20 protein-coding genes are annotated in these 20060 nt (G+C 48.5%); 9 read left to right on the top strand and 11 right to left on the bottom strand.

All coding sequences use genetic code 11. The features are described 5' to 3' along the window. Positions 1–370: 370 nt before the first annotated feature. Entirely contained in the window at positions 371–967 is a 597-nt protein-coding gene (locus tag BMZ71_RS07810; protein ID WP_086989399.1) for a 50S ribosomal protein L25, read from the top strand. A 97-nt stretch (positions 968–1064) separates the two neighbouring features. Here BMZ71_RS07810 and BMZ71_RS07805 read toward each other — a convergent pair whose 3' ends face one another. The 5 genes from BMZ71_RS07805 to BMZ71_RS07785 all read right to left on the bottom strand — a co-directional run bounded on the left by BMZ71_RS07805 (position 1065) and on the right by BMZ71_RS07785 (position 5173). Then, a complete protein-coding gene (locus BMZ71_RS07805) occupies positions 1065–1586 on the bottom strand; it encodes an NAD(+) diphosphatase (RefSeq protein WP_086989398.1) in 522 nt (173 codons plus the stop codon). Between the two features lie 213 nt (positions 1587–1799). Next, a complete protein-coding gene (locus tag BMZ71_RS07800) occupies positions 1800–2060 on the bottom strand; it encodes a hypothetical protein (protein WP_068558719.1) in 261 nt (86 codons plus the stop codon). An 18-nt stretch (positions 2061–2078) separates the two neighbouring features. Beyond that, positions 2079–4208 carry a ferrous iron transport protein B gene (feoB, locus tag BMZ71_RS07795; protein WP_086989397.1) on the bottom strand — a complete coding sequence of 710 codons (2130 nt, stop codon included), beginning with the start codon at positions 4206–4208 and terminating at the stop codon, positions 2079–2081. Then, on the bottom strand, positions 4208–4444 hold the full coding sequence (locus BMZ71_RS07790; protein WP_232309251.1) for a FeoA family protein: 237 nt from the start codon (positions 4442–4444) through the stop codon (positions 4208–4210). The genes feoB and BMZ71_RS07790 overlap by 1 nt, the downstream gene beginning before the upstream one ends. 231 nt (positions 4445–4675) lie before the next feature. Continuing rightward, positions 4676–5173 carry an AI-2E family transporter gene (locus tag BMZ71_RS07785; RefSeq protein ID WP_245734403.1) on the bottom strand — a complete coding sequence of 166 codons (498 nt, stop codon included), beginning with the start codon at positions 5171–5173 and terminating at the stop codon, positions 4676–4678. 162 nt (positions 5174–5335) lie between these two features. On the opposite strand from BMZ71_RS07785, the gene BMZ71_RS07780 reads away from it, so the two are divergent. Then, positions 5336–6676 (top strand): hydroxymethylglutaryl-CoA reductase, degradative, encoded by a 1341-nt coding sequence (locus BMZ71_RS07780; RefSeq protein WP_256957871.1) that lies wholly within the window; start codon positions 5336–5338, stop codon positions 6674–6676. Next, positions 6673–6900 (top strand): hypothetical protein, encoded by a 228-nt coding sequence (locus tag BMZ71_RS07775; RefSeq protein WP_086989394.1) that lies wholly within the window; start codon positions 6673–6675, stop codon positions 6898–6900. The genes BMZ71_RS07780 and BMZ71_RS07775 overlap by 4 nt, the downstream gene beginning before the upstream one ends. Before the next feature lie 25 nt (positions 6901–6925). Here the strand turns inward: BMZ71_RS07775 and BMZ71_RS07770 are convergent, their stop codons facing one another. After that, on the bottom strand, positions 6926–8098 hold the full coding sequence (locus BMZ71_RS07770) for a hydroxymethylglutaryl-CoA synthase (RefSeq protein ID WP_086989393.1): 1173 nt from the start codon (positions 8096–8098) through the stop codon (positions 6926–6928). Between the two features lie 259 nt (positions 8099–8357). On the opposite strand from BMZ71_RS07770, the gene BMZ71_RS07765 reads away from it, so the two are divergent. From BMZ71_RS07765 to BMZ71_RS07740, 6 genes are all read left to right on the top strand, one after another. Next, a complete protein-coding gene (locus BMZ71_RS07765; RefSeq protein WP_086989392.1) occupies positions 8358–9539 on the top strand; it encodes an acetyl-CoA C-acetyltransferase in 1182 nt (393 codons plus the stop codon). Positions 9540–9724: 185 nt separating this feature from the next. Beyond that, on the top strand, positions 9725–11212 hold the full coding sequence (gene thrC, locus BMZ71_RS07760; protein WP_086989391.1) for a threonine synthase: 1488 nt from the start codon (positions 9725–9727) through the stop codon (positions 11210–11212). Between the two features lie 381 nt (positions 11213–11593). Continuing rightward, on the top strand, positions 11594–12037 hold the full coding sequence (locus BMZ71_RS07755; protein ID WP_086989390.1) for a YaiI/YqxD family protein: 444 nt from the start codon (positions 11594–11596) through the stop codon (positions 12035–12037). Positions 12038–12151: 114 nt separating this feature from the next. Further along, entirely contained in the window at positions 12152–12763 is a 612-nt protein-coding gene (locus BMZ71_RS07750) for an IS607 family transposase (protein WP_086989389.1), read from the top strand. Continuing rightward, complete coding sequence (locus BMZ71_RS07745; protein WP_086989388.1) at positions 12750–13847, top strand: RNA-guided endonuclease InsQ/TnpB family protein; 1098 nt, start codon at positions 12750–12752, stop codon at positions 13845–13847. The genes BMZ71_RS07750 and BMZ71_RS07745 overlap by 14 nt, the downstream gene beginning before the upstream one ends. A gap of 156 nt (positions 13848–14003) precedes the next feature. After that, positions 14004–14627, top strand: a complete 624-nt coding sequence (locus tag BMZ71_RS07740) for an HD domain-containing protein (protein WP_068558736.1) — start codon at positions 14004–14006, stop codon at positions 14625–14627. A gap of 93 nt (positions 14628–14720) precedes the next feature. On the opposite strand, the gene BMZ71_RS07735 is transcribed toward BMZ71_RS07740, so the two are convergent. The 5 genes from BMZ71_RS07735 to BMZ71_RS07715 form a co-directional block, all read right to left on the bottom strand. After that, a complete protein-coding gene (locus BMZ71_RS07735) occupies positions 14721–15695 on the bottom strand; it encodes an ROK family glucokinase (protein WP_086989387.1) in 975 nt (324 codons plus the stop codon). Positions 15696–15868: 173 nt separating this feature from the next. Beyond that, a complete protein-coding gene (locus BMZ71_RS07730; RefSeq protein ID WP_086989386.1) occupies positions 15869–16936 on the bottom strand; it encodes a Gfo/Idh/MocA family protein in 1068 nt (355 codons plus the stop codon). 15 nt (positions 16937–16951) lie between these two features. Further along, entirely contained in the window at positions 16952–17920 is a 969-nt protein-coding gene (locus BMZ71_RS07725; protein ID WP_086989385.1) for a sugar phosphate isomerase/epimerase family protein, read from the bottom strand. A 51-nt stretch (positions 17921–17971) separates the two neighbouring features. Then, complete coding sequence (locus BMZ71_RS07720; RefSeq protein ID WP_086989384.1) at positions 17972–18703, bottom strand: ThuA domain-containing protein; 732 nt, start codon at positions 18701–18703, stop codon at positions 17972–17974. 15 nt (positions 18704–18718) lie between these two features. Continuing rightward, a complete protein-coding gene (locus tag BMZ71_RS07715; protein ID WP_086989383.1) occupies positions 18719–19825 on the bottom strand; it encodes a Gfo/Idh/MocA family protein in 1107 nt (368 codons plus the stop codon). Positions 19826–20060: the final 235 nt, after the last annotated feature.

The raw sequence follows: 20060 nt of genomic DNA, 5'->3' as shown, positions 1-20060 counted from the left end.
GGCCTTCGAGAACCAACTTGACTGCCAGGCAACGCTCGTACAACCGGCGGTTGTCTGTCGTAGTCATCGCTTTTTCCAATTCACGGATTTGGCGTTCTGTTTCCATGTTCCCCACTCCTCAAGTGTTTTCTTTAGTATACGCCTACAGGAGGAAAAACGAATGCAATTTAACTCAATTTATATAGCAACGTTTTCGTGGGATGGGTCCTTACGTGATGAACCACGGTCCGGACAAGTCATAAGGCTTATCGTTAGCTATCTCAGTGGATTTGCGGTAAGGTATAGAAGTACTATCTATTTGCTGACGTTATATTTTTTATAGCCAGCTCAAATCCAAGCCAGTACAGGTATACTTCCAGGAGGAAAACATATGAAATTACAAGTAGAGAAACGCGAAAAGGTTGGCTCATCTGCAGCAAAGCGTGCACGATCGGACAAGAAACTCACTGCAGTCATCTATGGTAAAGATGTTGAAGCCACTCCAGTATTACTTGATGCAAAAGAATTTGACGAAGTGCTCAAGCAATTAGGTAAAAATGCAATCTTCGAAGTCAGTATGTCCGATGGAAAAACGATGCAAGTCATCGTGAAGGATATCCAACAAGCTGCCCTCAAGAACCAAATCCAAAACGTTGCACTACAGGCTCTTACAAAAGGTCAAAAATTGACGATGACCGTTGCGATCCATTTAGTCGGCAGCGAAGACCTCAAAGAAGGCGTCCTGACCCAAACTTTGAACGAATTGGAGATTGAAACGGACGCTGCCCATGTCCCTACCGAATTCCAAATCGCTGTTAATGAAATGAACATCGGTGATACCCTGACGGTTGCCGATATCAAAGTCGATGCCGGTATTTCGGTCCTTACGGATCCAGAAGCAGCAGTCGCCATCTTGGCAGCACCTGCCACAGAAACAGCAGACGAGGACGAAGCTTCAGCAGAAGCAACTGAAAAAGTCGCTGAATAATCACCAAATCAAAATTTACGTATAGACAAAAAGATTCGGCTTTGAACGTCAAAGCCGAATCTTTTTTTGTTTCAAATTATTTGCTGGACTATCCTTATCAGAAGGCCTTCAAAGCGGTGACCAACTTCAGTCCATTACTTTTTTCCAAATAGTTTTCCAGGAAGCGCTGAGCCAAACTGCCTTTTTTGATATTGGCCTTTGCAGCTTCGATGGAAAACCATTCCGCCTGATCCACTTCATCCGTCATGCCATCGAGGCGTTCGCTCGCGACGATACAGGAAAAATTCAGCATCAGTGTGTTGTTTTTTTCAAAATATTCGCTTTTGTTGTAGCGCAATCCGACCGTTTGTAGTCCGAGTTCTTCGGCGATTTCACGAGCCGCTGCCTGCTCCGCATCTTCGCCCTTATTGACGTATCCCGCACAGAGAATATAATCTGCCCCACCGTACTGCTTGATCAACAAAATTTTATTCTGTTCCTTATTCAAAATGACCATGCTGACAGCCGTGTTGAACACAGGGAATCGATATCCCTCGCAACTGTTGCAATAAGGGATGTTCCCTTCATTTTCCAGATGTTTCGCTTCCAGTTCTGTTCCGCATTCCATGCAATAATTCATCTATTTTGTACGCCCTTTCCGATTCCGTTCGTTTCCTCATGAAGCCTTTATCAACAACAAAAAGCTTAGGACAATATGGAATATTATAACATGCCATCTTTTTGATTGAAATCTGTTGATGGAGGATGAGATTCCACTCTTTTCTCCAGATAAAAAGTCGGTGACTCAATCAAAAACAATTGAGTCACCGACTTTTTTTGCTGTTCATTTATATTATTTGATGATTTGGGAGGTCGGGCAGTGCTTTTCTGCCGATGCGCTCTCTTTCACAACACCAAATTGTGCCAGCATTGTGGTGCCGGCAATGCAATCCGCTTCCGATTCTACCGGAGCAGGCTCATTCATCGGGCAAACCGTTACCGTGCAGGCATTGCACTTCTTTCTGCCGCTCGCGATCAAACGGATTTGACGGAATAAGATGTACCCCATCAAGGTCATAAACAACAACAAAACGATCCAAGATTGAACATTCATCACTTACGCCTCCTCTTCCTATTTGACCATCGGTTTCGCCAAGCTGCCCCACATCGGCGAAGCTTTTTTCGGTGCAGGTCTGACGACCAAGAACACCAATATTGCCGTTGCTGCAGCCGCTATGCTGGCTCCCGCCCCAAAAGGTGCACCCAACACGATGACGGATCCGAGCTGATTGATGATGAAGGCCAAGACATAAGCCAAAGTAGTTTGATACAAGACGCCGAAAAGCGTCCATTTAGCGCTGCCGAATTCGGTGCGCATCGCTCCGACAGCCGCGAAACAAGGCATGCAGATCATATTGAACACAAGGAAGGCTACTGCGCTCACCGGGTTGAACAGTGTGCTGAATGCGGCAGCTACCTCCGCCTCCGAACCGGTTGTGTTCATCAATACACCAAATGTGCCGACAACATTTTCCTTCGCGATCAATCCTTGGATGGTCGCCACCGTCGCTTGCCAAGAGCCGAAGCCCAACGGCGCGAAGAATATAGCTACTGCACTGCCGATTTTGGCCAGGATGCTTTGGTCACTTTCAACCGTCATTCGAAGCTGCCAGTTGAAGGAAGATAAAAACCAAATGAAGCTAGAGCTGAGGAAGATGACAGTTCCTGCATTTTTGACGAAGGCCAGGCAACGGGCTCCTACCGCGCGGAAAATGCTTTTCCATTGCGGCCAGTGATACATCGGCAACTCCATGACGAATGGCGATGCTTCCCCGGAAAAGATCGCTGTCTTACGCAGCAATACACCGGAAAAGATGACAGTCGCAATCCCCAACAAGTACATCGACAAGGCAACCCAGGATGCGCCGCCGAAGATGGCGTTGGCGATCAGGGCGATGACCGGAAGTTTCGCGCCGCAGGGAATGAAAGAAGTGGTCAGGATCGTCATGCGGCGATCCTGCAGGTTCTCGATTGTGCGGGAAGCCTGGATGCCCGGAACCGAGCAACCGGAACCGATCAGCAAGGGAATGAACGATTTACCCGACAGACCGAAGCCGCGGAATACCCTATCCATCACGAAAGCGACGCGGGCCATATAGCCACTGTCCTCCAGCAATGTCAAGCAGAGGAACAAGGCGGCCATCTGCGGCAGGAAGCCAAGAACTGCGCCTACTCCTCCGATGGCACCATCGACCACGAGACTGCTGACTGCTGGATGGATGTCGATGCTGTCGAAGAACGTTTGCACAGCCTCGGGAACGATGCTTCCGAACAACACATCGTTTACCCAGTCAGTCCCCCACGTCCCCACAGTCGTGATGGCGAAGTAGTAGACCGCATACATGATCAGGACGAAAATCGGCAACCCAAGCCAGCGGTTCGTTACGATATGATCGATCACGACTGAGAAGGAGGCTTTTTCGCTATTTTTCACGAGCACTTGGCGCGTAATTTTCGTCACAAATTTATAGCGTTCGTTAATCAGGATTGCTTCGGAGTCGTCGTCCAATTCCTTTTCATAACGGCTGAGCAGACCTTCCATGACAGCTTGGTCTTCTTCGGGAATCGCAAGTTTTCCGGCAGTTTGTCTGTCCCTTTCGAAAAGCTTGATGCTGTAGTAGCAACGTAATTTTTTCGGAACCAATGGCGCAAGAATTTCTTCGATCGTATCAAGGATGCTTTCCACAACGATACTGTATGTAATCGGTTCTGCTACTGATATAGGTTCAGCGATGGCCTTGAACAACTCTTCCAATCCGCTTTCCTTCAGTGCCGAAATCATTACGAACGGCAATCCGAATGCGCGCGACAAACCGGCGACGTCCAGTTGATCGCCCCTTTTCTCGACGATGTCCATCATATTGAGAACAACGACAATCGGCAGATGCAATTCCATCAATTGGGTAGTCAGGTAAAGATTTCGCTCCAGATTGGAGGCATCGACGATATTGATGATCAGATCCGGTGCATCCAGCGTAAGATAATCGCGCGTGACGATTTCCTCGATTGTGTAAGGGGAAAGCGAATAGATGCCCGGCAGATCGATGACCTGCGTTTTGCCGTCATGCAGTAGCGTGCCGGCCTTCTGTTCGACGGTAACCCCTGGCCAGTTGCCGACGCGTTGGGTGGAACCTGTCAAATGGTTGAATAGAGTCGTTTTCCCGCTGTTGGGATTTCCGACCAGCGCTATGGTTTTCCCCATCATTTTCCCTCCCCGAACGTAACTTCGATCATCTCGGCATCTTTTTTGCGTATCGATAATTCATATCCGCGCACCATCACTTGGATCGGATCGCCCAATGGAGCGACTTTTCTGACATAAATGGCAGTGCCTTTCGTGATGCCCATATCCATCAATCTTCTGCGGGTAGCGCCTTGTCCTGTTATCTTGTTCACAATCGCGCTTACGCCGATCGGCAAGTCCCTTACATTCGTCAAAATCGTCCCCTCCATTCTTTAAGTAATAATAATTTTCCGACACTAATTGAGAACCGTTCTCATTAAGTCATAGCTTAAGGCATAGACTCCTTCGGGTCAAGATAATTCGTGCATTTTTACTTATTTTTTTTCATCAGTAATGCGTGGATGCATCAGGCTCATAAGGGTTTGAAAAATAAAAAGGCACGAAAGAAGTCAACTTCTCTCGCGCTTGTGAAATGTTGTCTCTTTTCAGCGACGATGTTTGTCATAATTGTTTCGGCTGACACTCGTGACTTCCAAAATGGCTTTGATCACGACCGCGACCACTGCACCCAGAACGGCTCCGATTGGTCCGAACAAGAGGATACAAACGACTGTCGCCAGAAACGTGTACAGCGGCCGGATTCCGAGTTCCTTGCCGGTAATGAACGGCTCCGCAATCTGACGGACGACCACAAGAATGATGTACAGTAATCCGATTTGCCAAGCCAACGTTGTGTTCCCGAGCAGCAGATGGATCACCGCCCAAGGGATCATCACCATCCCGCTCCCCAGAATCGGGATGAGATCGAAAACCGCGATTCCCAAAGCCTTCAGGAACCAAAAATCGATGCCGAAGTACAGAAACCCGATGCACAGCAGAACAAAGCTGATGGCAGCCAATTTGATGGCTGATATGAGATAACCCTTCAAGCCTTTTCCGGTTGCGTTGATGATTTCTTTGATATAATAGCTGATCGTATCCACTTCAATCCCTCGCTTTCTCTTTATACATTCAGTATACACGCCCGTGCACCAGCCAAACATCGGCCATTGGTCGGATTCTTTCCCGTTCCGTTGGAAGCGAGTCGCTTGACGGCTGATGCCATCAGGATGGTTCTATGATAAGATTATAGGAAACAGACACCGATTACACGCAAAAACACTCGGGAAAAGGAGCATAAAATGGAATCCAAATATCTTCAGAAATTTTACGATAAAACCCCAGCCGAAAGGATCACTGCCTTACACGCGGCCGGCCTCCTGAATGAAGAAGCGACAGCCAAGCTTCATTCAGGATTAAGCTTGCCGCAGGAAATCGCCGACAACATGATCGAAAACCAATTGAGCACGTACGACTTGCCCTACGGTGTCGCCTTGAACTTTTTGATTGACGGAAAAGACTATATCGTCCCGATGGCCATCGAAGAGCCTTCCGTCATTGCTGCGGCCAGCGCGGGAGCGAAAATCATCGCCAAGGCGGGCGGATTCCGGACGACGATCCAGAAACGGGTCATGATCGGCCAGGTTGCCTTAAAAAATATCCTTGACAGCGATGCTGCTGAACAACTGATCCTTTCGCATCGGGATGAAATCCTGGAGGCGGCCAATGCTGCCCACCCTTCCATCGTGAAACGTGGCGGTGGAGCTCGCCGCATCAGCGTAAGGTACTTGGCCGCCGTTCCCGATGAAGGAATTCCGGCGTTTCTTGTTGTACATCTCCATGTCGAGACGTTGGAGGCGATGGGGGCTAACATCATCAATACGATGATGGAAGGCGTCATCCCTTACTTGGAGCATTTGACCGGCGGCGAAGCTTTGATGGGAATCCTGACCAATTACGCGACCGACTGCTTGGCGACCGCCGAATGTCGGATACCATCAAGTCTCTTGGGCAGAGGAAGTCTTTCCGGTGATGAAGTGCGCGACCGATTGATTGAAGCCTATCAGTTTGCCTACGTCGATCCTTATCGCGCCGTCACCAATAACAAAGGCATCATGAACGGCATCGACGCCATCGTGCTGGCATCCGGAAACGACTGGCGCGCCATTTCTGCTGGAGCGCATGCCTACGCCTCCCGCAACGGACAGTACCGTTCGCTGACAACCTGGAAAAAAGCGGAAAATGGAGATCTGCTTGGAAGTCTGACGTTGCCGTTGCCGATTGGAGCTGTGGGCGGATCCATCAACTTCCACCCTGCCGCGAAAATGACGAAAGAAATTCTCGGCTACCGTTCGGCATCCGAACTAGAGTCCATCATCGCATCGGTCGGACTGGCGCAAAATTTCTCCGCCATCAAAGCGCTGGTGACGGAAGGCATCCAAAAAGGACATATGGGTCTGCATTCGCGTTCCTTGGCAATCAGCGCTGGCGCGGTCGGTAAAGAAATCGAACAGCTTTCAGAGCGGCTTAAAGGTGAAAAAAATATGAATTTGGCGACAGCACAGACACTTTTGGCGCAAATCCGCGGTGCGGATGCAGTCGATTGAGTCACAACAAGATCGATGGCGGAGGGTTCCAGAGCGAGCTGCCGGGCTGGATCGCCGGAGTAGAGGTACCGGATTTTGCTTTATTCTCCGGTCACGGCGGCCTCACCGGAGTACAAGGCCGAAATTCGTTTCACCTCCGGCCAAGGCCGGCTTGGCCGGAGGTGCCGGCCGCCAGAACCATTAAAAATCAAAAACAGCACACCGTTCACCAGTTGTCTGGCTGACGGTGTGCTGTCTTCATTCATGCGATCATCTGGTTTTGTTCAGATAGATGCGTTTGTTGTCTTCCATTCCTTCAATACAGATACTCGCAGGATCTGCATCCACATCCAATTCGATGCTTGAACCATCAATCGGCAAAACACGAGAATAGATCTCTTCATATTCTTTGACGCTCACTTCTGTCCGTCCCGCGAACATTTTCCCGTGCTCAGCCGCGGTCAAAACCGCTTTGAACCCTTCTTGAAGCGTGGCCGAGAAGAACTCACCGACCGCTCCGGAGCCGTAACTGAAGAGACCGATTTTGTCGCCCGCCTTCAGGTCGTCAGAAAGTTCCAGCAGGGACAGCAGGCTCAGATACAAGGATCCCGTATAAATATTGCCGACGATTTTGTTGTAGACAGTGCTGGTTTGGTAATGCGCTGCAAGACGTTCGCGGTCTGCTTCGGAACCTTCATTCAGCACTTCGCGCAGAGCTTTCATGCCCATTTTCGTGTAAGGCAGATGGAAACAGATGGCTCCGAAGTCAGCCAATGTGGCGCCGTATTTCGCTTTGAAGTCTTCCCAAACGTTCACGAAGAACGAAATGTACTGCTCATTTGAATATTTACCGTCGACAAAAGCCGTTTCCGAGTAGATGGGTCTCCAAAAATCCATCACATCGGCGGTCAGATAGCTGCTTTCGTTCTCCAGCGCGAGGATGCGCGGTTCCTTGCTGATGATCATGGCGACTGCACCAGCACCTTGCGTCACTTCGCCAGCCGTACCGATTCCATAGCGGGAAATGTCCGAACCGAGCACCAATACACGGCTTTCCGGATTCAAAGCGACATGTCCTTTCGCCAGTTGGATGCCGGCAGTCGCTCCATAGCACGCCTGCTTCAATTCGATGCAACGGGCATGTTCCTGGATTCCAAGCAGATCATGCACGTAGACAGCCCCTGATTTCGAATTGTCGATGCCGGATTCCGTTCCGAAAATGACCAAGTCGATTTTCTCCAGATCCTCTTTATCAATGATGCGCAATGCGGCATTAGCGGCTAACGTAACGGCATCCTGCGTGATGGGCGCGACAGCCATCTTTTCTTGCCCGATGCCGATCGTATATTTGGCCGGATCCACTCCCCTGGCCTCCGCCAATTTTTCCATATCCACAAAGAAATGCGGCGCATAAAAGCCAATCTTATCTATCCCAATCTTCACATCAATTACCCCTTATTGTTCATATATATAACATTTTTGATGCCTCTCATCCCAAATGATAGACCAGACCGCACAAAAAAACAACCTCGGGCCATCCAAATTAAGGATATCTTAGAAATCTGATATTTAAAAATTGCGTTCTGTTTGTAATTCTTTACTAATTCTTATATGCTAAAGTGCACTGATTATCGTAAAATAAGAGATACACCGTGTGGAGGAACAGCTTTCCACATCAATGAACGCAAAAAGGAGACATTCAATGGAAGAAGTCGTAATTGTCAGTGCTGCCAGAACCCCCATCGGTTCATTCGGAGGCAGCCTCAAAAATTGTAACGCAGTGGAGCTGGGGAAAACGGCCACAGAAGCTGCGTTGAATCGCGCCGGCTTATCCCCCGATGAAGTGGATTCCGTCATTTTCGGGAACGTCCTGCAGGCAGGCATCGGCCAGAACACGGCACGGCAAATCGCTGTTGCTGCCGGGATCCCCTATGAAAAAACAGCCATGACGATAAACGAAGTCTGCGGCTCCGGATTGAAAGCAATCATCCTGGCGAGCCAAGCTATCCGTCTCGGCGATGCCAGAACAGTGGTCGTCGGAGGAACCGAAAGCATGTCGCAGGCCCCTTATCTCTTACCGAACCAACGTTGGGGCAGCAAACTCGGCGACATCAACACCATCGACAGCCTCGTGCACGACGGCCTGACGGATGCCTTTGATCAGCAGCATATGGGCATCACGGCCGAAACGGTGGCAGAAAGATTCCAAGTGAGCCGTGAAGAGCAGGACGCTTTCGCGCTGCATTCGCAACAAAAAGCGGCCGCTGCTCAAGAAGCCGGCTACTTCAATCAAGAGATTGCGCCTATCATCCTCATAGACCGCAAGAACCAGCAGAAGGTCGTAGCCGAGGATGAATACATCCGCAAAGACGCTACTATCGAAAGCTTGGGCAAATTAAGGCCGGCCTTCCAAAAGAACGGCACGGTGACTGCCGGCAACGCATCCGGAATCAATGACGGAGCGGCAGCCTTGGTGCTGATGTCGAAGTCGGAGGCCGAAGCGAAAGGCGTCCCTTATCTGGCCACAATCAAAGGTTATGCCGAAACAGGGATCGATCCTGCCATCATGGGATACGCGCCTTACTATGCCATCAAGCAAGTATTGTCCAAAACCGGATTGCTTGCAGATGACATCGACCTTTTCGAATTGAACGAAGCGTTCGCATCCCAGAGCATCGCCGTAATCAGGGATTTGGGCTTGCCTGAGGAAAAAATCAATATTAGCGGAGGCGCCATCGCCTTGGGACATCCTATCGGCGCATCCGGATCTCGCATTCTGGTGACTCTGCTGCATGCGTTGGAACGGACTGATACGAAGCTCGGACTCGCCTCCCTTTGCATCGGTGGCGGAATGGGCATCGCCATGATCGTTGAGCGCCCTTGAACTGTTTTTGACCGCACACAATCACTCCCCGTCATTTGATTTTGACAGGGGAGTTTTTTCATAAAAAAGAGCGTCAGAAAAACGCGCATTTCGATATGTTATTGAGTTTTCAACAAAAATGTGGCATACTCTTTATGAGAAATTTTTAATTTAAAAATGAGAATAATGTAGAGGAGACTGAATCCGTGACGACCTATCATAGCACACGAAATGCAGAAAAAACACTGACGGCTTCACAAGCAATATTACAAGGGATAGCGCCAGACGGCGGATTGTACGTGCCCGATCACATTCCGGCTTTGGACATCGCATTGGATCGCCTGCCCGACATGACTTATCAAGAATTAGCTTACGATGTGATGAAGAAATTCTTCGACGACTTCACTGAGGAAGAATTGAAACATTGCGTCAATGCAGCCTACGACGACAAATTTGATGACTCCAGCATCGTTCCGTTAGTGAAAGCCGGCGGAAACCACTATCTGGAATTGTTCCACGGACCGACCATCGCCTTCAAAGACATGGCCCTTTCGATCCTGCCTTACTTGATGACGACTTCCGCCAAAAAGAACGGCAGCACGAAAGAAATCGTGATCCTGACGGCGACTTCTGGTGACACCGGAAAAGCGGCGCTTGACGGATTCGCTGATGTGCCGAACACACGCATCATCGTGTTCTATCCTAAGAACGGCGTCAGCGCCATCCAGGAAAAACAGATGGTGACACAAAAAGGCGACAACACCTCTGTTGTGGCCATCGACGGAAACTTCGATGACGCACAGACGAACGTCAAAAACATGTTCGGAAACGCAGACTTGGCGGCACGTTTGGACGCAGCAGGATTCCAATTCTCTTCTGCGAACTCCATCAACATCGGCCGTCTGATTCCGCAAGTGGTCTATTACGTCTACGCTTACGGCCAAATGGTGAAACAAGGTGCCATCGCTGCCGGAGAGCCGATGAACGTCGTAGTTCCTACCGGCAACTTCGGGAACATCTTGGCTGCCTACTTCGCTAAGCAAATGGGCTTGCCGATCCAAAAACTGATCATCGCTTCAAACGAGAACAAAGTCTTGGTCGATTTCTTCGATACCGGCGCATATGATCGCAACCGCGACTTCATTTTGACGACTTCCCCATCCATGGATATCCTGGTCTCCAGCAACTTGGAGCGTCTGTTGTACCTGATGGCCGACGAAAGTACGGAAGCAGTCCAAACTTTCATGGATCAATTGAAGGAAATCGGTCGCTACGAAGTGACGGAAGCAATGAAAGAAAAAGCGAAAGATTTCTATGCGGACTACGCGACTGAAGAAGAAGTGGCGGCACAGATTGCTGCACTTTATCATGCTGATGGCTATGTCATCGACCCGCATACAGCTGTGGCGGCGCATGTCGCAAACACTTATGTAGCCGAAACCGATGATCACACACCGATCATCATCGCATCGACTGCCAGCCCGTATAAATTCCCGCAAGCCGTCCTGACTGCCATCGACCCTGAGTTTTCGGATGATTCCATGGAAGAAATGTTGGACCGCCTGAAAGAATTGAGCGGCGTCGCCTTCCCTGCGGCAATCGAAGAATTATTGCATGCGGAAGTTCGCCACAACACCGTTGTCGCTTCCGACGAAATGCAGAAGAGCGTCGAGTCCATCCTGGGCTTGAACTGATTCAGATATGTTTAAACGCCTAGCCGACGGTCCGGAATGTTTCCGGACCGTCGGCTTTTTTGCGCGTACTGGCTGCCTTGTCGGCTGTTCCGTATTCGTCTGTCTGCAAACAGCCGACAGATTAGATTCCTCTCGGCTGTTCCGCATTCGTCTGTCTGCGAACAGCCGACAGATTGCATTTCTCTCGACTATTCCGTGTTCGGCTGGCTGCAAACAGCCGACAGATTGTATTTCTCTCGACTGTTCCGCGTTCGGCTGGCTGCGAACAGCCGACACCAAAAACAAATCACAGAGATTCGCTTGAGACACCTGAACCAACAAGGATTTTTTTGCCAATTTTTGGTAGAATAAAGACAGAAAGAAACAGAATCGAGGCGCCATATGAATATACTGATCGACGGGGATGCTTGCCCCGTAAAAGACATCATCATCGAAGAAGCCATCAAACGCGACATACCGGTCACGATCGTCACCAGCTTTGCCCACTACTCCAACGCCCCCCACCCCTCCGGAGTGAAGACGGTCTACGTCGATTCCGGTGCCGATGCGGCCGATTTCAAGATCATCCAGCTAGCAAAAAGAGGCGATCTGCTGGTCACGCAGGACTACGGTTTGGCCTCACTCGCTTTGCCGAAGGGACTTACCGTTCTTCATCACAAGGGTTTCGCCTACGATAACAGCAATATGGAACGGCTGCTTGAAGACCGCTACATGAGCGCCATGGTCCGCAAAAGCGGCAAACGCACAAAAGGCCCGAAACCATTCACGGATGCGGATCGGCACAAATTCCGGAAACTGCTCATTTCCAAGCTGCAGGAAGATTAACAGAATCAGGAAAGGGGGTTTTAACAGCCAAAATAAATTTATCTAAATCTCGTTAAATTTTTGATTTTAGCCACATTTGTTGCTATACTTGCCGTATAGAAAGGAATGTGGCTAATGTATGCAATCGGAAAATTCTCCAAAGCAACTGGGATATCCACATCGACGTTGAGGCGCTGGGATAGAGAGGACAAATTCAAGCCTGCGTTCGTGTCCGACGGCGGAACCCGGTATTACTCGGACGAACAGCTGAACAAAATTTTGGGCAAGACTATGACTACAGGTCAAAGTAAGGTGACCATCGGCTATTGCCGGGTGAGTTCACCCAAGCAAAAGGACGACCTGCGGCGACAGAAAGAAGACGTAAGAACCTATATGCTGGCTAACGGCTACCAATTCGAAATCGTAACCGACATCGGCAGCGGCATCAACTACAACAACAAAGGGTTGAACGAACTCCTCGACAGGATCACCGACAATCAGGTAGACAAAATTGTCATCCTACACAAGGACCGTCTGGTTCGTTTTGGTTTTGAACTGATCGAGAACCTCTGCAGAAAGTATGGCACCATGATAGAAATCATCGACCATACTGAAAAAACCGAAGAACAGGAACTTGTCGAAGACCTCGTTCAGATTGTCACCGTATTCAGTGGCAGTCTGCAAGGCAAACGCGCAAACAAAGCCAGAAAGATAATTCAGGAGCTGATCCAAGATGATGCTGACTAAGAAGATCCGTTTGATTGTGACAGACGAAACTTCCAAACTCTACCAAGCAGCTGGCGTTGCCCGCTGGGCGTACAACTACACGATCCGGATGCAAGAGATGAACCATCGCTTCGGCGGGACGTTCATCAGCGACAATGAGTTGCGCAAGCATATCACTAAGATGAAGAAGCGAAAAAAATACGCTTGGTTGAACGAGGTTTCCAATAATGTCGTCAAACAGGCGGTCAAGGATGCCTGCAAAGCCTATAAAGTCTTCTTCAAAGGGCAAGCCCAGCATCCCCGATTCAAGACCAAACGCCGCTCCACACCGAGTTTCTACAATGACTGCATCAAGCTGAAAGTGAAAGGCAACCGCATCCTGTTGGAAAAAATCGGTTGGGTGAAAACCAACGAACCGTTGCCCGTGGATTGCAAATACTACAACCCGCGCATCAAGTTCGACGGCAAATATTGGTATCTGACGGTCGGCGTCGAGGTGACCCCGAAAATCGTCGAATTGGACGATCGGGTTGTAGGGGTGGATGTAGGCATCAAGGAGTTGGCTGTCACCTCCGATGGTGTTTTCTACAACAACATCAACAAAACAGCCTCCGTGAGGAAAGCGGAGAAACGCCTCAAGAGATTACAGCGGCGTGCAAGCAGAAAATACAAGAAAGGAACGCCTAAATCTAAACATCTCCTAAAACTAGAAGGTGAAATCCGAAAGCAACACAGACGCTTAGCCAACATCCGAACCAATCATGTCCATCAAGCAACGGCGGAGATCGTGAAAACCAAACCCTCCCGCATTGTGATGGAAACGTTGAACATCAGCAGTATGATGAAGGATAAGCATATGGCAAAGGCGGTCGCAAATCAGAAACTCTATTTCTTCAAGCAATGCCTGCAATACAAATGCGAACTGAATGGCATTGAATTTGTGGAAGCGGACCAATGGTTCCCGAGCTCCAAGTTGTGCAACAATTGTGGAACGCTCAAAAAGGACCTGAAACGCAGTGACAGGGTTTGCCACTGCGCGTGCGGTCACCATTGCGATAGGGATCTGAACGCAAGCTACAATCTGAGGGATTACCAAGCAGTCTAAGGGTAACTCGGATATGTACGATTCGTTGCGTCGGAATTTACGCCCTCGGAGTGCTGCAACAAACGAAAGTAGTCCGTCAGGACCAAATCGGGCACGAAGAACAGGGAAGCAAACATAAACTAGATTTAGTTAGATTTATGGCAACGGTGCTTCAAGATGCGCAATGAAATCATTATCGAAGATGTGAAACACATCGTCGCTGACAAGCTGAGGAACGAAGCAACGGGGCATGATTGGTGGCATACGTTGCGGGTCTACAACACGTCCATGGACATCGCTGCAGCGGAGGGAAAAGGCGATCGGCTCATCATCGGCTTGGCGGCACTTCTCCATGACGTCGCCGACCATAAATTCGGCTATACTGACGCCGACCGCGAAGCTATCATCACCGACATCCTCACACCTTTCGAGCTGAGCGACTCCGTCATCGAGCAGGTCATCTACATCGTGAACAACCTTTCCTTCAAGCAAGGGAAAAACAAGCACGTGCTGGAAACGATCGAAGGCCGGATCGTGCAGGATGCTGATCGCCTGGATGCGATCGGCGCAATCGGCATCGCACGCGCTTTTGCATATGGCGGGCATAAAGACCGGCCTCTCTATGATCCCGAGCACAGTGAGGATCCGGACAGCGATACGATTGGCCACTTCCACGAAAAACTGCTCCTGCTGAAGGACGGCATGCACACGGAAGCCGGCAAACAAAAGGCGGTCGCCCGCCACACTCGGATGGAACAGTTCCTCAAGGACTTCCATTCCGAATGGGATGGCCACCAGTAACAACACAAATAAGAGTGGCTCCAAATCAGTTCGAATGATTTGGAGCCACTCTTTTCCATTAAAATGGCATTTCTAATCTGAAAATAAAGCAAGTTATTGATACTTACTCGCATGAGCCACTGCTAAATAACAGGCCCCGATAACGCCAGCATCGTTCCCCAATTCTGCAAGCTTCAATTTTGTTGATTGCTGTACATTCGGAAAAGCAAATCCCAAATAGTATTTATTGACTTTTTCAAGCAAAAATATCCCTGCAGCAGAAACGCCGCCACCGATGATGATGGAAGCCGGATTCAACAGATTACCGATATGGCTGCATGCCAGACCTAAAAAATAGGCAAAGCGATCCACAACGATAACCGCTAATCCATCGTCATCTTTAGCGAAATCGAAAATCATTTTTGAAGTGATTTCCTGGCCATCGTCGATCAGATTTTTTAAGGTTGAATCTCCGGCATATTCCTCTGCATGTTTGCGCGCTAGCTTGACGACCCCGGTAGCGCTGGCAACGGTCTCCAAACAGCCCCTTTTCCCGCAAGTGCAGTCAAAACCATCAGGATCAACCGTCATATGCCCGATTTCTCCGCCCGAGCCGGCTGTTCCGTGGATCAGTTGGCCCTCAGCAATGATCCCTCCGCCGACGCCTGTCCCTAAGGTGATAAAAACGACATCCTGATTGTCCTCGCCCGCACCACGCCATTTTTCTCCCAGCGCAGCTACATTGGCATCATTGTCGATGATAAATGGTATGCCCGTTTCTTGTTCCATTGTCTCCCTTACCGGTTGCACATCTCTCCAATTCAGGTTAAATGCTCCCGTAACGGTCCCTTCGCTTCTGTTGACTGCACCAGGAGAACCCATGCCTATGCCCAAAAAGTCTTCAGAAGTGAGTCGGTATAAGTCCAAATGATGTTTGATGGATTCGATAATTCCCGGCACAATTTTAACCCCGCCGTCACTGTTGTCTGTCGGGATACTCCATTTCTGGAGCACGTCCCCTTCTTTGGATAATATGGCCAACTTCACTGAAGTTCCACCCAAATCTATTCCCAATACTTTTTTCTGCATCTCGTATTGCCTCCAAATCAAAACTTTTTCACCTTCTATGATGCCTGATTAAACATACCGAAAAATCAGGCCTGCCAGTATGATTAGACAAAAAATAGTATGCCTTAACCAACAACTAGCAGAACCTGATTGCTAACATTTTATAAAATATAAATTGAACGGTCTGGACGTTTTCATTTGCTGTAGCTGTGTTCCCTTACGTCAACAACTTGTCCCGTCTCTGCTGCCTTAAAAATGGATTCGATGATCTTCATCAATTGATAAACTTCTTCATTTTTGACGATAGGTTCCGATTCGCCCCTGACGACTTTAGCGAAATTCGTATAGAACGGATCCATTTGGGTTGTCACTTTTTCAAATTTTTCTTTTATAATCGACTCTTCGGAAGGCGGAGCCATCGTTTTGGTCAGTCCTTGGCCAGCTTTGATCGGTTTGGGTGCTACCACAAATTCAAGTCCGCTTTGCTTCACGATTTTGCCTTTTAGATCCCAATCTTCTATAACCGCTGATCCTTTTGTCCCTTTTATGTACCAACGCGGGAGTTTGATATAATTGGTCGTCCCGACTTCTACAAGGGCGGTTACGCCATTTTCGAAAGTCAGATAGCTGATGAAGCCATCGTCCACCTCATCGCCCAAAACATAACTCAAATCTGCAGCAACTTTCACCAATGGACTATCGACCATATACAAAAGCTGATCAAATAAATGAACGCCCCAATCCAAGAGCATACCGCCGCCATGCGCTTTCAGATGGCGCCAATCACCCGGTATCCCATTGGCTCCCTGAACACGTGATTCGATATGAAAGATTTCTCCAATTTTTCGCTTCTCATACAAATCCTTGACCATCTGAAAATCACTGTCCCAACGGCGATTTTGATGGACCATAAATACGCGGCCCTGTTCCTCTGCGGTATGCATTATTTCCGACAGCTCTTCGCTGGTCAGTGTCACGGGCTTTTCACAAATGACATGTTTTCCTGCCTCCAACGCCTGGACAGCGATCTCTTTGTGCACATCATTCGGCGTTGCAATCAATATGGTATCTGCACAAGCATCATTCAAAGCTTCTTCCAGGCTAGCATAGGCGCTATACCCATCTGCTTCGCCAGCCTGTTGCCGACTTTCTGAAATATCAAATATCCCATGCACTTCTACTTCCGGATTTGCCTGAATCAGCTTAGCGTGAAAGCTGCCCATGCCCCCGTAACCAATGATCGTGACTTTTAATTTCTTCATCGTTAATCCTCTTTTCTACGCCCACCACATAGCGTGTGGGGTCTCTTTAATCAATACAGATTGCAGATTCGTAACAGCTCTGTTCAATCCTTCATCGATGGACATCAAAGGGTCTTCATGTTCAATGCTGACCACGTAGTCATAACCATACATCCGCAACGCACTCATCATATCTGACCATACTTTTACATCGTGACCGCAGCCAACCGATCGGAACGTCCATGCTCTCGTTTTGACATCTCCATACGGTTGCATATCCAACAGACCATACATATTGATGTTGTCCTGATCGAGATAGGTGTCTTTCGCATGGAAATGATGGATCGCTCCGGCTTCACCCAGAATCTTAATGGCGCCGACCGGATCAATCCCTTGCCACCACAAATGGCTGGGATCGAGGTTCACGCCGATTGCATCACAGGTATTTTCGCGCAATTTCAAAAGCGTATACGGTGTGTGGCATAGGAAACCGCCGTGCAATTCGATGCCAATCTTGACGCCATATTCGCTGGCCATTTCTCCGATTTCTTTCCAGTAAGGAATAAGCTTATTTTCCCATTGCCATTTATAAATATCGGTGTAGACTTCCGGCCACGGAATGACCGGCCAATTCGGTGCTGTTGCCTCTTCACTGTCGCCTGCCGTTCCGGAAAAAGTATTGACGACTGGTACCCCCATCAACGCAGCCAATCTGATGGTTTTTCTTAGTATTTCATCGCTCGCCTTTGCCTCTACAGGATCTGGTGAAATCGGGTTGCTGTGGCAGCTGAATGCACTGATGGTTAAGTTCCTTTTTTTCAGTTCATCCAAGTACGCTGCTCGCTTCTCTTCACTTTCCAATAGTTCATCTGTGGGACAGTGATGGTTCCCGGGATTCCCACCGGTTCCGATCTCCACTGCGTTCAAACCTGCTCGCTGGACTTTATCCAGCATGTCTTCAAAACTTAAATTTGCAAATAAGGGGGTAAATACACCTAGTTTCATACCGATTCCTCGCTCTCTTCATTTCATGATTTGTCAGCATTGACCCTCTTTTTATACGGGTTGCTGCCCATTTTTTATTTCTTCCAACGCTTGGCTGTTTCCGTAAGCAGGATACGCCCGCTTTGACGGTCTACACCAATCGATTCCGTTTATGATGACTTTTTGGATATCTTTATTGTAGTAAGTCGGGTATGTCTCATGACCAGGCTGAAAATAAAAAATCTTCCCGTTGCCGCGTCTATAAGTCATCCCGCTGCGGAAAACATTTCCGCCTTCATACCATCCGACAAAAATCAATTCATCCGGTGTCGGCACATCAAAGTGCTCGCCGTACATCTCTTCTTTTTCGAGTTCGATGTATTCGCCGATCCCCTCAGCGATTGGATGGCTTGGATTCACTACCCAAATCCGTTCCTTTTCTTCGGCTTCACGCCACTTCAGGTCGCAACTCGTTCCCATCAATTTCATAAAAATTTTGGACATATGTGCCGAGTGCAAAACAACCAGGCCCATTCCTTTTAAAACATGATCATGGACGCGGTTGACTATTTCATCCGCTACTTCGTTATGGGCAATGTGTCCCCACCAGACAAGCACATCGGTTTCTGCTAAGACCGCTTCCGTCAAGCCGTGCTCCGGTTCGTCCAGTGTAGCTGTCTTTACATCCAAACCTGCTTCCTTCAAGAAACTTTCGATTCGCCCGTGTATTCCCTTGGGATAGACTTTTGCTACAGCCTCATCCGTTTTTTCATGCCGATACTCGTTCCATACCGTTACTTTCATTCGATTATCCCCTCTTCAGACCAGTATTTTCCCCAACTCTTCTTTATGTTGATTGATGTATACCGGCGCTCCGGTCTTGGCAGATTGATAAATGGCTTCCAGTATTTGGGTCACGACTAATGCCTGTTCAGGTGACACAACCGGTTCTGTATCGTTTTGGATACTCTCAATCCATTGCTTCGCTTCCAGATAGGCCGGATCATCTCCCGATCCGTCGTAGAAGTCTACTCCACCAGGCTCCAACACCATTGTTTTATCGTACATCATGCCATCAGATTCTCCGTTGATGCGCAAGCCATCCTTCATATCAGCCCCGCCTTGAGTCCCGTGCAGAGTCGTTTGAGCCTCCCCTACATCCAAGGAATTCAAGGCCCAACTGGATTCCAGATAAATGGTTGCTCCGTTCTCCATTACGATAAAGCCAAAAGCGGAATCCTCAACGGTAAATTCAGCTGGATTCCAAGGACCGAAAGCATTTGCGGCATTTTCTGTCCCCGCCAATTTATGATAGGTATTCCCCACAACATACTTTGGTTTATAGTTATTCATCATCCACAACGTCAGATCAAGCGCGTGCGTTCCGATATCAATCAACGGGCCGCCGCCTTGCGCTTCTTCATCGAGAAATACGCCCCAGGTAGGAACCGCGCGTCTCCTGATCGCATGCGCTTTAGCGTTATAAATATCTCCCAATTCTCCCTTTTGACAGATTTTATGCAAATAAGAAGAATCTTTTCTGAATCGATTTTGATAACCGATCGTCAGCTTTTTCCCGGTCCGATTCATCGCGGCTATCATAGCTGCTGCTTCTTCCGAAGTTTTAGCCATCGGTTTTTCACACATCACATGTTTACCGGACTCCATTGCCGCAATTGAGATTTCAGCATGAGAAATATTTGGTGTGCAGACATGAATGACATCAATTTCATCATCTTTTAAAAGCTCCATATAGTCCGTATAGACATTTGCAGCATCCGTCCCAAACGCCTCTCTCGCCTTGCTTGCACGTTCTTCGATAATGTCACAGAACGCCACCATTTCTGCAGCCTCCACTTTAGCCAAAGCTGGCATATGTTTGTTGTTTGCAATTCCTCCACAACCGATAATTCCAATTTTGATCATATTATTGACTCTCCTTCTATTATTCTCATTTTAACGGGATAGACCCGTCCTTTTTGATAGGATTGGTGATAATACATTCGTGTCATCCAATACACACACGCATCATCATTTCTTCGCAACGTAAACGTTTACGTTGATACTAAACAAAAACAACACACTTCTATACGTAAACGTTTACGTTACGGTCAAAAACTAAATTTCCCGTGTCGTTCCAGGTAAACTTTTACGTCAATCG

The sequence above is a fragment of the Trichococcus flocculiformis genome (assembly GCF_900113645.1).
In the GTDB taxonomy this organism is placed as follows: Bacteria; Bacillota; Bacilli; order Lactobacillales; family Aerococcaceae; genus Trichococcus; species Trichococcus flocculiformis.
This window is presented reverse-complemented; position numbering and strand designations above follow the sequence as displayed.

Bases quoted from the DNA above. Each gene is read 5' to 3' on its own strand.
- BMZ71_RS07765 (WP_086989392.1), top strand. From the start codon at position 8,358: ATGGAAGAAGTCGTAATTGTCAGTGCTGCCAGAACCCCCATCGGTTCA.
- BMZ71_RS07735 (WP_086989387.1), bottom strand. From the start codon at position 15,695: ATGCAGAAAAAAGTATTGGGAATAGATTTGGGTGGAACTTCAGTGAAG.
- feoB (WP_086989397.1), bottom strand. From the start codon at position 4,208: ATGGGGAAAACCATAGCGCTGGTCGGAAATCCCAACAGCGGGAAAACG.
- BMZ71_RS07750 (WP_086989389.1), top strand. From the start codon at position 12,152: ATGTATGCAATCGGAAAATTCTCCAAAGCAACTGGGATATCCACATCG.
- BMZ71_RS07745 (WP_086989388.1), top strand. From the start codon at position 12,750: ATGATGCTGACTAAGAAGATCCGTTTGATTGTGACAGACGAAACTTCC.
- BMZ71_RS07805 (WP_086989398.1), bottom strand. From the start codon at position 1,586: ATGAATTATTGCATGGAATGCGGAACAGAACTGGAAGCGAAACATCTG.
- BMZ71_RS07730 (WP_086989386.1), bottom strand. From the start codon at position 16,936: ATGAAGAAATTAAAAGTCACGATCATTGGTTACGGGGGCATGGGCAGC.
- BMZ71_RS07715 (WP_086989383.1), bottom strand. From the start codon at position 19,825: ATGATCAAAATTGGAATTATCGGTTGTGGAGGAATTGCAAACAACAAA.
- BMZ71_RS07755 (WP_086989390.1), top strand. From the start codon at position 11,594: ATGAATATACTGATCGACGGGGATGCTTGCCCCGTAAAAGACATCATC.
- BMZ71_RS07725 (WP_086989385.1), bottom strand. From the start codon at position 17,920: ATGAAACTAGGTGTATTTACCCCCTTATTTGCAAATTTAAGTTTTGAA.
- BMZ71_RS07740 (WP_068558736.1), top strand. From the start codon at position 14,004: ATGCGCAATGAAATCATTATCGAAGATGTGAAACACATCGTCGCTGAC.
- BMZ71_RS07800 (WP_068558719.1), bottom strand. From the start codon at position 2,060: ATGAATGTTCAATCTTGGATCGTTTTGTTGTTGTTTATGACCTTGATG.
- BMZ71_RS07810 (WP_086989399.1), top strand. From the start codon at position 371: ATGAAATTACAAGTAGAGAAACGCGAAAAGGTTGGCTCATCTGCAGCA.
- BMZ71_RS07720 (WP_086989384.1), bottom strand. From the start codon at position 18,703: ATGAAAGTAACGGTATGGAACGAGTATCGGCATGAAAAAACGGATGAG.